The following is a 14185-nucleotide window of genomic DNA, read 5'->3' on the forward strand; positions in this document are numbered from 1 at the left end:
CATATCAGCAGGGGAGATGATGAGTTTCGAGACCGGTACGCCAGGTTGCTCGGCCAGAGAGGCTGCTAGGGCAACGAGTCTTTGAGTACGTCTTGGGTCATTGAGGTGAGCTTGACCAAATTGCTTTTGTGCCCAGAGGGTTGGTTCTATATAAGTCATTCTAATCATCCTTGTTATTGCTTAGATGATCAGATCATGAAACATAAAATTAGTTCAAAAAAATCCCCAAGCAGAGGCTTGGGGATTTGTGTATAAGAGACAGGGTTAGGGTGGGGTGTCTCTTTTGATTGATTGTGTATTTTTCGAATTACACCCCCTCCCAGCGTCCACCTAGAAGGGGGAGGAGCCAAAGAATGTTTTCTCTAGAAAGGGTAGATGACAACGAATATTTCCCCATTTCTAGCCCATCATTTCCCCATCTGTATTCATTTTGTAATTGGTCTGACCAATAATATTGCTGTTTTAATCGACTATTGTTATCAAAGTGTTTAAGCGTGGGCTGTTCTATGATTTAGGTCAACTTTTGGCTGGACAGCTACGTTTTAATTATGTTAATTTCTGCACCAACTTGAAATTGGTATTACCAATTGACTGCAAAGAGTAGAAGAATAATAAATTATGGCTTATCAAAGGATTCGTCAGCCAAAACTCTCTGATGTAATTGAACAGGAGTTAGAAAGGCTGATAGTGGAAGGAACACTCTCTCCGGGGCAACAATTGCCTCCAGAACGAGAACTGGCAAAACAGTTCGAGGTGTCTCGTCCATCCATTCGTGAAGCCATTCAACGCCTCGAAGCCAAGCGTTTATTAACCCGCCGTCAAGGTGGAGGTACGTTTGTCAGTGAGAACATTTGGCAGAGTTTTTCTGATCCTCTGCTAAATTTATTGTCTAGCCACTCTGAAACCCAGCTCGATCTATTGGAATCGCGCCACGCGATGGAAGGTATTTCAGCTTATTTCGCAGCATTGCGTGGTACTGAGGAAGATTTTGCTCGCATTCAAGCCTGTTTGGCGAGAATTGGTGAACAACAAGCGAAAAAAGAGGTCGAAGCAGAAGCGTCTGCGGTGGTCGCGTTTTTAGTCGCTCTCACTGAAGCGGCCCACAACGTGGTGCTTTTGCATATTGTTCGCAGCCTCGCTCCTTTGCTTGAGCAAAATGTTCTACAGAATTTAAAACTATTACACCGCCGCCATGAAGTGGTGGAGAAAGTAAGTAGACACCGAGCTAATATCGTGGATGCGATCGTTTCTGGTCAGCCGGAAAAGGCGCGCGAAATGTCCCATTCTCACTTAGCTTATATCGAAGAAACATTGTTGGATTTGACCAAAGAAGAGTCTCGTCGTGAGCGTTCGTTGCGCCGAATTCAGCAGGGTAATGAGTCGTAACCTACGGCGAATTGCTTGTTTTATAGATCCAACCAATAGAAGGATAGATCGCCATGTCTGACATGAAGCATGACGTAGATGCACTGGAAACTCAGGAATGGCTAGCCGCCCTTGAGTCAGTTGTACGTGAAGAAGGTGTAGAACGCGCTCAGTTCTTACTTGAGCAAATTCTAGATAAAGCACGTCTAGACGGTGTTGATATGCCAACCGGTATTACCACGAACTACATCAACACCATTCCAGCTGCGCAAGAACCAGCATACCCAGGTGACACAACGCTTGAGCGTCGCATTCGCTCAATCATCCGTTGGAACGCGATTATGATCGTTCTACGTGCATCGAAAAAAGACCTCGATCTTGGCGGCCACATGGCGTCATTCCAGTCTTCTGCTTCGTTCTACGAAACATGTTTTAACCACTTCTTCCGTGCGCCTAATGAAAAAGATGGCGGTGACTTGGTTTATTATCAAGGTCACATCTCTCCAGGGATCTACGCACGTGCGTTCGTTGAAGGCCGCCTAACGGCTGAGCAACTTGACAACTTCCGCCAAGAAGTGGATGGCAAAGGTATTCCTTCCTACCCACACCCGAAATTGATGCCTGAATTCTGGCAATTCCCGACCGTATCTATGGGGCTGGGTCCAATTTCTGCAATCTATCAAGCGCGTTTCCTCAAATATCTTGATGGCCGTGGTATGAAAGACACTTCTGAACAGCGTGTATACGCGTTCCTAGGTGATGGCGAGATGGATGAGCCAGAATCACGCGGTGCGATTTCATTCGCCGCTCGTGAGAAGCTTGATAACCTATGTTTCCTTATCAACTGTAACTTGCAACGTCTAGACGGCCCTGTCATGGGTAACGGTAAGATCATCCAAGAACTTGAAGGCCTATTTAAAGGCGCAGGTTGGAACGTTGTTAAAGTGATTTGGGGTAACAACTGGGATTCTCTACTGGCGAAAGACACCACAGGTAAGCTGCTTCAGTTGATGAACGAAACCATCGATGGTGACTACCAAACATTTAAAGCGAAAGATGGTGCTTACGTGCGTAAACACTTCTTTGGTAAATACCCAGAAACAGCGGCGCTTGTTGCTGATATGACTGACGATCAAATTTTCGCGCTCAAGCGTGGTGGTCACGAGTCTTCTAAACTGTACGCAGCCTTTACTAATGCTCAAGACACGAAAGGCAAGCCAACCGTGATTCTGGCGAAGACCGTTAAAGGTTACGGTATGGGTGAAGCGGCAGAAGGTAAGAACATCGCTCACCAAGTGAAGAAAATGGACATGACTCACGTGCTGCAACTGCGTGATCGTCTTGGTCTACAAGATCTTCTGACGGATGAAGCTGTGAAAGAGTTGCCATACCTAACATTGGCAGAAGGCTCGAAAGAGCACGAATACTTACACGCTCGCCGTAAAGCGCTAAAAGGTTACACACCTCAACGCTTGCCTAAGTTCACTCAAGAACTTGTGATTCCAGCGGTTGAAGAGTTCAAGCCTCTGCTTGAAGAGCAAAAACGTGAAATCTCAACCACAATGGCGTTTGTCCGTGCGTTGAACATTTTGCTCAAAGATAAGAGCATTGGTAAAAATATTGTGCCAATCATTGCAGATGAAGCACGTACTTTCGGTATGGAAGGTCTATTCCGTCAAATCGGTATCTATAACCCACACGGTCAGAACTACACTCCTCAAGACCGCGACATCGTTTCTTACTATAAAGAAGCGACTTCAGGTCAGGTGCTGCAAGAAGGGATTAACGAGCTGGGTGCTATGTCTTCATGGGTTGCTGCTGCAACTTCATACTCGACAAACGATCTGCCAATGATTCCGTTCTACATCTACTACTCTATGTTTGGTTTCCAACGTGTTGGCGACATGGCATGGATGGCAGGTGACCAACAAGCACGTGGTTTCCTATTGGGTGCTACCGCTGGTCGTACGACGCTGAACGGTGAAGGTCTACAGCACGAAGATGGTCACTCGCACATATTGGCAGCAACGGTTCCTAACTGTATTTCTTACGATCCAACATTTGCTTACGAAGTTGCAGTCATCATGCAAGACGGTATTCGCCGCATGTATGGCGATCAAGAGAACGTGTTCTACTACCTAACGCTGATGAACGAGAACTACGCAATGCCTGAAATGCCACAAGGCGCTGAAGAAGGTATTCGTAAAGGTATCTACAAATTAGAAAGCTACGCTCCACAAGGAACGACTGGCTCTAAAGGTAAAGTTCAGTTAATGAGCTCAGGTACGATCATGAACGAAGTACGCAAAGCGGCTCAAATCTTAAGTGATGAGTACGGCGTGGCTTCTGATGTTTACTCAGTAACATCATTCAACGAAGTGACTCGTGATGGCCAAGCATGTGAGCGTTACAACATGCTTCACCCTGAAGCGCAGCCGCAAGTACCTTACATTCAAACGGTAATGGGTAACGAGCCTGCCATCGCAGCAACTGACTACATGAAGAACTACGCTGAGCAAGCACGTGCGTTTATCCCGGCTGAATCATACAAAGTACTAGGTACTGATGGTTTTGGTCGTTCTGATAGCCGTGAAAACCTACGTCGTCACTTCGAAGTGAACGCAGGTTACGTAGTGGTTGCCGCGCTAAGCGAACTAGCGAAACGTGGTGATGTTGAGAAATCAGTTGTGGTTGAAGCGATTAAGAAATTCAACATCGATACTGAAAAAACAAACCCGCTATACGCTTAATTAAGGTAGGAAAGAATAATGGCAATCGAAATTAATGTACCGGATATTGGTGCGGATGAGGTTGAAGTTACTGAGATTCTTGTCAGCGTTGGCGACAAGGTTGAAGAAGAGCAATCTCTTATTACTGTAGAAGGTGATAAGGCTTCTATGGAAGTACCAGCTTCTCAAGCGGGTATTGTAAAAGAAATCAAAGTAGTCGCGGGCGATAAAGTATCGACCGGTTCACTTATCATGATTTTTGAAGCAGAAGGCGCTGCGGTCGCAGCTCCAGCAGTGGAAGCTGCACCGGTTGCGGCTCCTGCTGCCGCGGCTGTCGCTGAGCTTAAAGAAGTTCACGTGCCAGATATCGGCGGTGATGAAGTGGAAGTCACTGAAATCATGGTTGCAGTCGGCGATTCAATCGCAGAAGAGCAATCTCTACTGACGGTTGAAGGTGACAAAGCCTCAATGGAAGTACCTGCTCCATTTGCTGGTGTACTGAAAGAGATCAAAGTGGCCGCGGGCGATAAAGTATCGACAGGCTCACTGGTGATGATCTTTGAAGTGGCGGGTTCTGCTCCGGCGGCAGCCTCTGCTCAAGTGGCAGCACCTGTAGCTGCAGCACCAGCCGCTTCGGCAGCAAAAGAGATCCACGTACCGGATATCGGTGGTGATGAAGTCGAAGTGACGGAAATCATGGTGGCGGTTGGCGATACCGTGAGTGAAGAGCAGTCTCTTATCACCGTTGAAGGCGATAAAGCATCAATGGAAGTTCCTGCGCCGTTTGCTGGTGTTGTGAAAGAGATCAAAGTTGCAGCTGGCGATAAGGTGTCAACAGGCTCTCTTATCATGGTGTTTGAAGTTGCCGGTGCAGCGCCCGTTGCCGTAGCGGCCCCTGCGCAAGCAGCGGCTCCAGCAGCATCAGCGCCAAAAGCGGAAGCGGTAAAATCAGCGGTGGCAGCACCTGCCGAGTTTGAAGAGAACAATGAGTACTCTCATGCATCACCGGTTGTGCGCCGTATTGCGCGTGAATTTGGTGTTAACCTAGCGAAAGTCAAAGGTTCTGGCCGTAAGAGCCGCATCCTAAAAGAAGACGTGCAAAACTACGTGAAAGAAGCGCTTAAGCGTCTTGAATCTGGTTCTGCCGCAGTGGCTTCTGGTAAAGGTGATGGCGCCGCGCTTGGCTTGCTACCTTGGCCAAAAGTGGACTTCAGCAAGTTTGGTGACACAGAAGTAAAACCGCTTTCACGTATTAAGAAGATCTCTGGTGCTAACTTGCATCGTAACTGGGTGATGATCCCACACGTTACCCAATGGGATAATGCGGATATCACCGAGCTTGAGAACTTCCGTAAAGAGCAAAATGCGATTGAAGCGAAGAACGACACTGGCATGAAGATCACCCCACTGGTGTTCATCATGAAAGCGGTAGCGAAAGCACTAGAAGCATTCCCATCGTTTAACTCTTCACTTTCTGAAGATGGCGAAAGCTTGATTCTGAAGAAGTACGTGAACGTGGGTATTGCTGTTGATACGCCAAATGGTCTTGTTGTTCCTGTCTTCAAAGATGTGAACAAAAAAGGCATTTATGAGTTATCAAGAGAGCTGGCTGAAGTATCGAAGAAAGCTCGTGCAGGTAAACTGACCGCTGCAGACATGCAAGGTGGCTGTTTCACTATCTCTAGCTTAGGTGGCATCGGCGGTACAGCGTTTACGCCTATCGTTAACGCGCCAGAAGTCGGTATCCTTGGGGTATCTAAGTCTGAGTTTAAGCCAGTGTGGAACGGTAAAGAGTTCGAACCACGCCTACAACTGCCACTATCACTGTCATACGATCACCGTGTGATTGATGGTGCGGAAGGTGCGCGTTTCATCACATTCCTAAATGGTGCGCTATCAGACATTCGTCGTCTGGTTCTGTAAGCCAAGTTTAGTGAAAGAGAGGGCGGCCGTTAAAGCCGCCCTTGTTAACACGAATAATTGAACAATTGGATTATGAAGGGTTTTTTCTTAATCGAATTGTCGTCTAGCTCACAGGCTAAATGGATTTACTTTTCACACCATTAACATCTCTGTAAACTGTTGCGGTCTGAAAATAATTCGTTTTAATTCATTTGTTTTAAGTAATTGGCTCAGTCATGGGTTTAATTCATTGGATTAAACACTAAAAACAACGAGAACATCCACTCAGCCTGTTAGGGATAATGACTACAAGAGGTCAAAATGAGCAAAGAAATCAAAGCCCAAGTCGTCGTACTTGGTGCCGGTCCTGCTGGTTACTCCGCTGCATTCCGCTGTGCAGACTTAGGTCTTGAAACAGTACTTGTTGAACGCTACAGCACCCTTGGCGGTGTGTGTTTGAACGTGGGTTGTATCCCATCAAAAGCGTTGCTGCACGTTGCAAAAGTTATCGAAGAAGCGAAAGCATTGGCCCAGCACGGTATTGTGTTTGGTGAACCACAAACGGACATCGATAAAATCCGCCTTTGGAAAGAAAAAGTCATCAACCAGTTAACGGGCGGTCTTGGCGGTATGGCGAAGATGCGCAAAGTGACTGTCGTGAACGGTTTCGGCAAATTTACTGGCCCTAACGCCATTGAAGTTGAAGGTGAAGACGGTAAAACCGTGGTTAACTTTGATAACGCCATCGTTGCAGCTGGTTCTCGTCCAATTAAACTGCCATTCATTCCTCATGAAGACCCACGCATTTGGGATTCAACGGATGCACTTGAATTGAAAGAAGTTCCTGGAAAACTGTTGATCATGGGTGGTGGTATCATCGGTCTAGAAATGGCGACGGTTTACCACTCGCTAGGTTCTAAGATTGATGTGGTTGAGATGTTTGACCAACTTATCCCAGCGGCGGATAAAGACATGGTTAAAGTCTACACCAAACGTATCAAAGACAAATTTAACCTGATGCTTGAAACCAAAGTAACCGCTGTTGAAGCAAAAGAAGATGGTATCTACGTTTCAATGGAAGGCAAAAAAGCACCAGCGCAAGCTGAGCGTTATGATGCCGTTCTTGTTGCTATCGGCCGCGTACCAAACGGTAAGCTGATGGATGCTGAAAAAGCAGGTATTGAAGTGGATGAGCGCGGCTTTATCAATGTTGATAAGCAAATGCGTACTAACGTTCCTCATATCTTTGCGATCGGTGATATCGTTGGTCAACCAATGTTGGCGCACAAAGGTGTGCATGAAGGCCACGTAGCGGCAGAAGTAATTTCTGGTAAGAAGCACTACTTCGATCCTAAAGTTATCCCTTCAATTGCGTACACTGAGCCAGAAGTGGCTTGGGTTGGTAAAACTGAAAAAGAAGCCAAAGCAGAAGGCATTAACTACGAAGTCGCGACATTCCCATGGGCAGCTTCTGGCCGTGCTATCGCTTCTGATTGTGCTGACGGTATGACTAAGCTTATCTTTGATAAAGAGACTCACCGTGTGATTGGTGGCGCTATCGTTGGTACTAACGGCGGCGAACTGCTTGGTGAAATCGGTTTGGCTATCGAGATGGGTTGTGATGCAGAAGATATCGCTTTGACGATTCATGCTCACCCAACGTTACATGAATCGGTAGGCCTTGCTGCAGAAGTATTTGAAGGCACGATTACTGATCTGCCAAACGCAAAAGCGAAGAAGAAAAAGTAACTTCAACGCTGATGCGTTAAATTGCCGGTTCATTAAATTGCTGGTTAGTTAAATAGTAAAAACCGCTGAATTCAGCGGTTTTTTTATGCTCATAATTCAGAGACTAGGAAGTTAAGCCTAGTGATCTTTTTTATAGATGCAGAGCATGCTGAGGTAGCTTTTCACGAGTACACCCATGCTGGCTTCGTCTTGTATACGATTTGCTTGTACAAACAGTGAGTAGAAGATACCAAGAAAGAGCGTAGCAAGATGTTCTGGTTCATGCCGATCGCACACTTCGCCACGTTCAATGGCTTTGATAAACATATTTTGTACCAAAAGTTGATTAGTACGGTTGGTGGAGACAAAAAGTGGCCACACTTCTTCGCGCGTTGAAGCGCTCCATTCAAACCATACTTTTAACCAGTGACAATCTTCAATCACAAGAGAAATCATCTTAGTGGTGATGTTGGTTAAGTTATCTTTCGCATGCAAATCAAGATCAATATTATCTGCGAGGAAGTTTGAAAACTGACGTACAACATGAGTGAGTACGTCGTCGACTAAATCTTCTCGGGTTGGAAAGTAGTTAAAGACAGTAGCGACTGAAACTTGGGCGATTTCAGCAATATCTGCGTGGCCACCTCGGCCTATTCCCCGTGTAGCAAACACTTCAAGGGCGATTTCCATCAGTTGAAGTTTGCGTTTTTGTGGTGATAAGCGAGTTCTGGGGCGTTTTTCTATCGATGTTTCCATGAGTTGTTAATCCTTGCCAATGACTGTTGAATTGAGCTTTTCGCTCTAATGATTATTTTGTTAGTTGCTTTAAAGCTTTATGAGTGTACTGCTGCATATGGTTGAGGTCAACGTTTCGAGTTTGTTTTTTGTGCGATCGTGTTAAATCCCATCGGATTCAACGTGTTTTATTGTATCTTTTATTGATGTGGCGTATTTGTGGTGAGCGTGTCTGCGGCAGCGTAGGAGCTTTCTTTCATCATACCCAGAGTTTTGCCTAATTATTTAACTATCCTGTGTGGCAGTGGTACTATACGCGCCAAGCTAGTTACGCGACGCCATCATTAAACTGCGATGATCGTAGCGTGTCGCATCACCCGAAAAGAGAACAGTATGAAACATACAGTTGAAGTGATGATTTCTGAGCAAGTGGTTCAGGAACGAATTCGTGAATTAGGCAAACAAATCACAGAGCATTACAAAGGTAGTGAAGATCTGGTGCTGGTGGGCTTGTTGCGCGGCTCATTTGTCTTCATGGCAGACTTAGCTCGCGCGATCGACTTAGTTCATCAAGTCGATTTTATGACCGCGTCAAGCTATGGCAACACGATGCAAAGCTCACGTGATGTGCGCATTCTGAAAGATCTGGATGATGACATTAAAGGTAAAGATGTGTTGCTGGTAGAAGACATTATTGATACGGGTAATACACTAAATAAAGTAAAAGAAATTTTGTCTTTACGTGAACCTAAATCCATTCACATTTGTACTTTACTGGATAAGCCTTCACGCCGTGAAGTACCTGTAGAGGTCAAGTGGATCGGTTTTGAAATCCCAGATGAATTTGTCGTGGGCGTAGGTATCGATTACGCGCAAAAATATCGTCACCTACCTTACATTGGTAAAGTTGTGCCGCAAGCGTAATTTTGCCAGCGATAATAGAATGCCCACTAAATAGTGGGCATTCTATATTTTTAACTATCAGTTTTAACGGCAATTAACACGCTGTTATCGACACAGCAAGTTATGTTGCGCATTAAGAATTTTTTCCATCGCTTTTTGATAGGTGTCGTTGACTCGCTCACGTGAATCGCAGCGAACGCCTAAGTATTCCAAACGTCCGTCTTCAATACCGTAGACCACGCCATGCAGCTCGACATCTTGGCCGCGCTCCCATGCGTTTTGCAGTACGGTTGAGTTACCTAAATTATACACTTGCTCGGCAACGTTGATTTCGCACAATTTGTCAGCTTTATCTTGTTCTGGCATTGCATCTAAGTAGGTACGGTGCTTAAGGTATAAGTCACGCACATGCAGTAACCAGTTGTTGATCAAGCCCAGCGGTGGGTTATCAATCGCTGCGTTGACGCCACCGCAGTCATAGTGCCCACAGATGATGATGTGCTTGACCTTCAGTACGTCAACCGCGTACTGCACCACAGAAAGGCAGTTAAGGTCAGTGTGAATCACTTGGTTTGCAACGTTGCGGTGTACAAACAGCTCACCAGAATAAAGCCCAGTCAAACGCTCGGCCGGAACTCGGCTATCAGAACAACCAATCCATAGAAAATCTGGGTCTTGCCCGCGAGCGAGTTTTGCAAAGTACTCAGGACGTTCAGCCTTAATCGATTCAGACCAACGTGAGTTATTTTCAAAAAGCTGTTTCAGTTCTGGCATCTCACTTCCCTTAAAAATAGTTCAATCGCATCAATGGTAATGCGCAAGAATAGGCCTGACTATACACAATGTTACAATTCTGTTCTCTTATAAAATGACAAAACACTCACTCATCTGACGAGTTTTCCTAGTAAAAAAATTAAACTGCTTCCATCGCTATTTGGATGGTCAACAGAGAATCAATCACATGTAAAATAATGGTTAATGATTAGAATGATGATTTGTTAGAGTGAGACAACCTATTTTGAGTATGAGGAAAAGCATTGTGTTTAGAGGCCGTTTTGCCGATATCGACCTAAAAGGTGACGTCTTTGGTGGCGTCACGACCGCGATTATTTCACTGCCACTTGCCTTGGCTTTTGGTGTGGCGTCTGGTGCGGGTGCAGAAGCAGGGCTTTGGGGAGCAATATTGGTGGGGCTGTTTGCTGCCTTGTTTGGTGGTTCATCTACATTAATTTCTGAACCCACAGGGCCAATGACGGTCATTATGACGGCCATTTTAACCAGCATGGTGGCGCGTTACCCTGAAACGGGGCTTGCAGTTAGCTTCACGGTTGTCATGATGGCAGGTGCTTTTCAGATTGTACTTGGCACTTTAAAACTCGGGAAATACATCACCTTAATGCCCTATAGCGTGATCTCTGGCTTTATGTCAGGAATTGGGGTGATTTTGATTATCCTGCAGTTGTCACCGCTGCTTGGTCAGGCGGCCCCCGCTGGGGGAGTGATGGGAACGTTAACCGCGTTGCCCGAGATCATTAGTCAGATGAAGTTCAGTGAGCTCTTTCTTGGTTTGTTAACCTTAGGCATTTTATTTTTTCTCCCGGCTCAATATCGCAAACAAGTGCCCGTTCAATTGGTCGCTTTAGTCGGCGTGACGCTTGTTTCGGTACTGTTATTTGATAGCGAAGAGATCCGCCGTATTGGTGTGATCCCTGCTGGCTTACCCTCTTTTGTTATTCCAACCTTTAATGCCGAGATGTTCACCACCATGGTGATTGACGCTTTAGTACTCGGTACGCTTGGCTGCATTGATACGTTGCTCACCGCGGTAATTGGCGATTCTCTAACGCGTAAAGAGCATGATTCCGATAAAGAACTGCGAGGGCAAGGGCTGGCTAATATGATCGCGGGTTTATTGGGTGCGTTGCCGGGTGCAGGTGCAACCATGGGGACGGTGACCAATATTCAGGTCGGCGCGCGTTCTCCTCTGTCTGGTGTAGTTCGTGCCTTAATATTAGCCTTAGTGGTGTTGGTGGCAGGAGGCTTAACCGAACCGATTCCAATGGCGGTATTGGCAGGGATTGCGGTGTATGTTGGTTTTAACATTCTTGATTGGAGCTTTATCCAACGCGCGCATAAAGTGAGTGTGCAGGGGATGGCCATCATGTATGGCGTGATGCTGTTAACTGTCTTTGTCGATTTGATTGTTGCGGTTGGCTTGGGCGTTTTTATCTCAAATATTTTGATCATAGAACGCTTGAGCCGCGAGCAAGCTCGCCAAGTGAAAGCCATTAGTGATGCTGATGAAAACGATGTGCCATTGACTGATAGCGAACGAGCTTTATTGGATCAAGCCAATGGTAAGGTGCTGTTTTTTTATCTCTCAGGGCCGATGATTTTTAGTGTATCTAAAGCGATCGCTCGCCAGCACAATCACATCAGTGACTATGAAGCGATGATTTTAGATCTTACTGATGTACCTATGATTGATGTGACGGTTGGGCTTGCTTTAGAAAACGCGATTAATGATGCCTTAGATGCCCACTGCGCGGTCTACTTACTTTGCCCAAATGTGCACACCAAACAGCAACTGGAAAAGTTTCATATTTTGGATTTGGTGCCAACCGAGCAGACTTTTTCGTTTCGTTATGAAGCGCTCAATGCTGCGGTTAAGCAGGTAGCCCAAAATCGTTAAGCTTGTGCAAGAATGAATTACGCAGATCGCTGGATCTGCGTTTTTTATTTTATCAATTTCTAATATTGGGTTGAAAAACGCGAGCCTTAGCAGCACATTGGATAGGTTAACATCACAAAGAGTGATCCGTGGAATGTACGCATTAGAAATAGAACAATTACGAAAAACTTACGCTGGTGGGTTTGAGGCCCTAAAAGGGGTCAGTTTACAGGTTGAAAAAGGCGATTTTTACGCACTGCTTGGGCCCAATGGGGCCGGGAAATCAACTACCATTGGCATTATCTCTTCGCTGGTCAATAAAACCTCTGGCACCGTTAAAGTGTTTGGTTTTGATATTGATAAAGATCTTGAACTGGCCAAGCAACATATTGGTTTAGTACCGCAGGAGTTTAACTTCAACCAGTTTGAAACGGTTGAGCAAATTGTGTTGCAGCAAGCTGGGTATTACGGCGTGACGAAAGCGTTAGCGAAAGAGAGGGCAGAGAAGTACCTCTCAAAACTCGATTTGTGGGAAAAACGTAAAGAGCGAGCACGTAATCTTTCTGGTGGTATGAAACGCCGTTTGATGATTGCTCGAGCCTTAATGCATGAGCCTAAGTTGCTGATTTTAGATGAACCCACCGCCGGTGTGGATATTGAACTGCGCCGTTCGATGTGGGAGTTCTTAACCGAGATTAACGCGCAAGGGATCACCATTATCTTAACCACGCACTATTTAGAAGAAGCGGAGATGCTGTGCCGCAATATCGGCATTATTAACCGAGGTGAGCTTATTGAAAATACCTCGATGAAGGATTTGCTGGCTAAATTACAGCTCGAAACTTTTATTTTAGATATCGCAGAGAATTCTCCGCCAGCGCCACAACTCAGTGGTGTGATCTCGCAAACCATGCTCAACGGTTCGTTACAAATTGAGTTGGAGAAAACGAAAGGGCTAAATTCAGTCTTTTCACAGTTAACAGAACAGGGAATTACGGTGCTTTCGATGCGCAACAAAGCGAACCGCCTTGAAGAGCTGTTTGTCAGCATTGTTCAACAGCAAAGCCGAGGATAATCATGATGTATCGTTTATATTGGACGGCTTTTTGCAGTTTACTGACTAAAGAAATCAACCGTTTTACGCGTATTTGGGTGCAAACCTTAGTACCGCCAGCCATCACCATGACGCTCTATTTCATTATTTTTGGCAACCTAATTGGTTCGCGTATTGGCCAGATGAACGGCTTTAGCTATATGGAATATATTGTCCCGGGCTTAATCATGATGTCGGTGATCACTAACTCATACTCGAACGTCGCCTCTTCTTTCTTTAGTGCGAAGTTTCAGAAAAACATCGAAGAGTTGTTAGTTGCGCCTGTCCCTAACTACGTTATTATCGCCGGATTTGTGATGGGCGGGGTAGTGCGTGGCTTGCTGGTGGGTACGATAGTGACCCTTGTGTCGCTGTTCTTTGTTGATCTCAAGGTCGATCATTGGGGGATCATTGCGGCGACGGTTTTTCTCACCTCTGTTGTGTTCGCTTTAGGTGGCATGATTAACGCCATTTTTGCTAAAACCTTTGATGACATTTCGATTATTCCTACCTTTGTATTGACGCCATTAACCTACTTGGGTGGGGTATTTTATTCGATCAGCCTATTGCCTGACTTTTGGCAAGCGGTATCGAAAATCAACCCAATCGTCTACATGGTTAATGCCTTTCGTTACGGTTTTCTTGGCGTGTCAGATGTGGGAATTGTTACCTCGTTCAGTGTGCTTGGTATTTTTGTAGTGGCGTTGTATGGCGTTGCGCATTATCTGGTTTCACGTGGTATCGGGTTAAGGACTTAATAGTTCCTCCCCCTTTTAGGGGGAGGCTAGGAGGGGGTCACCCCACCCTAACCCTGTCTCTTGATCACAAGTCTGGTGAATCAAGAGACTTAGCCAGTTCATACCCTTCAAGGATGGTTTGTAACCTAAACCATCCTTGCCATAATGTCTTTATAGAAGCACGACCCGTTCGCTTTGTATTCTTCCAACCCCCTAATCGAGCAATACCTCTGTAAGCCCATGATATGTCCGGAGCTTCCTTCGGTAGCCCTTTTCTTTCTAGCTTTAGCCACATTAGCTTCCATGCTTTGCCTTTTAATAT

At 45.7% G+C, this 14185-nt stretch carries 12 protein-coding genes; 8 read left to right on the forward strand and 4 right to left on the reverse strand.

What is annotated here, in order from left to right:
- On the reverse strand, window positions 1–150 hold a 150-nt coding region (locus tag AACU59_RS16885; protein WP_443280817.1), incomplete at its 3' end, for an IS4/Tn5 family transposase DNA-binding protein.
- A 468-nt stretch (window positions 151–618) separates the two neighbouring features.
- Here AACU59_RS16885 and pdhR point away from each other — a divergent pair.
- The 4 genes from pdhR (at window position 619) to lpdA (ending at window position 7745) form a co-directional block, all read left to right on the forward strand.
- A complete protein-coding gene (pdhR, locus tag AACU59_RS16890) occupies window positions 619–1386 on the forward strand; it encodes a pyruvate dehydrogenase complex transcriptional repressor PdhR (protein ID WP_013857676.1) in 768 nt (255 codons plus the stop codon).
- A gap of 53 nt (window positions 1387–1439) precedes the next feature.
- Window positions 1440–4115 carry a pyruvate dehydrogenase (acetyl-transferring), homodimeric type gene (gene aceE / locus AACU59_RS16895; protein ID WP_094145247.1) on the forward strand — a complete coding sequence of 892 codons (2676 nt, stop codon included), beginning with the start codon at window positions 1440–1442 and terminating at the stop codon, window positions 4113–4115.
- Between the two features lie 18 nt (window positions 4116–4133).
- Window positions 4134–6017 (forward strand): pyruvate dehydrogenase complex dihydrolipoyllysine-residue acetyltransferase, encoded by a 1884-nt coding sequence (aceF, locus tag AACU59_RS16900; protein WP_088731724.1) that lies wholly within the window; start codon window positions 4134–4136, stop codon window positions 6015–6017.
- Between the two features lie 300 nt (window positions 6018–6317).
- Window positions 6318–7745: a dihydrolipoyl dehydrogenase gene (gene lpdA / locus AACU59_RS16905; RefSeq protein ID WP_013857673.1), complete on the forward strand. Its 1428-nt coding sequence runs from the start codon at window positions 6318–6320 to the stop codon at window positions 7743–7745.
- Window positions 7746–7862: 117 nt separating this feature from the next.
- Here lpdA and AACU59_RS16910 read toward each other — a convergent pair whose 3' ends face one another.
- Entirely contained in the window at window positions 7863–8480 is a 618-nt protein-coding gene (locus tag AACU59_RS16910; protein ID WP_013857672.1) for a LuxR/HapR/OpaR family quorum-sensing transcriptional regulator, read from the reverse strand.
- 372 nt (window positions 8481–8852) lie between these two features.
- Between AACU59_RS16910 and hpt the strand changes: the two genes are divergently transcribed.
- Window positions 8853–9383 (forward strand): hypoxanthine phosphoribosyltransferase, encoded by a 531-nt coding sequence (hpt, locus tag AACU59_RS16915; RefSeq protein ID WP_088728616.1) that lies wholly within the window; start codon window positions 8853–8855, stop codon window positions 9381–9383.
- Window positions 9384–9467: 84 nt separating this feature from the next.
- On the opposite strand, the gene can is transcribed toward hpt, so the two are convergent.
- A complete protein-coding gene (gene can / locus AACU59_RS16920; protein WP_013857670.1) occupies window positions 9468–10136 on the reverse strand; it encodes a carbonate dehydratase in 669 nt (222 codons plus the stop codon).
- Between the two features lie 250 nt (window positions 10137–10386).
- Between can and AACU59_RS16925 the strand changes: the two genes are divergently transcribed.
- From AACU59_RS16925 to AACU59_RS16935, 3 genes are all read left to right on the forward strand, one after another.
- Complete coding sequence (locus AACU59_RS16925; protein WP_094145246.1) at window positions 10387–12054, forward strand: SulP family inorganic anion transporter; 1668 nt, start codon at window positions 10387–10389, stop codon at window positions 12052–12054.
- Between the two features lie 133 nt (window positions 12055–12187).
- Complete coding sequence (locus AACU59_RS16930; RefSeq protein ID WP_026027559.1) at window positions 12188–13108, forward strand: ABC transporter ATP-binding protein; 921 nt, start codon at window positions 12188–12190, stop codon at window positions 13106–13108.
- A 5-nt stretch (window positions 13109–13113) separates the two neighbouring features.
- Complete coding sequence (locus AACU59_RS16935; RefSeq protein ID WP_010319547.1) at window positions 13114–13884, forward strand: ABC transporter permease; 771 nt, start codon at window positions 13114–13116, stop codon at window positions 13882–13884.
- A 64-nt stretch (window positions 13885–13948) separates the two neighbouring features.
- On the opposite strand, the gene AACU59_RS16940 is transcribed toward AACU59_RS16935, so the two are convergent.
- A partial coding sequence (locus AACU59_RS16940) for an IS4 family transposase (protein ID WP_272925450.1) occupies window positions 13949–14185 on the reverse strand: 237 nt, incomplete at its 5' end.

Origin of the sequence: Vibrio sp. V23_P3S9T160, from assembly GCF_963886625.1 — a bacterium.
Classification (GTDB): Bacteria; Pseudomonadota; Gammaproteobacteria; order Enterobacterales; family Vibrionaceae; genus Vibrio; species Vibrio anguillarum.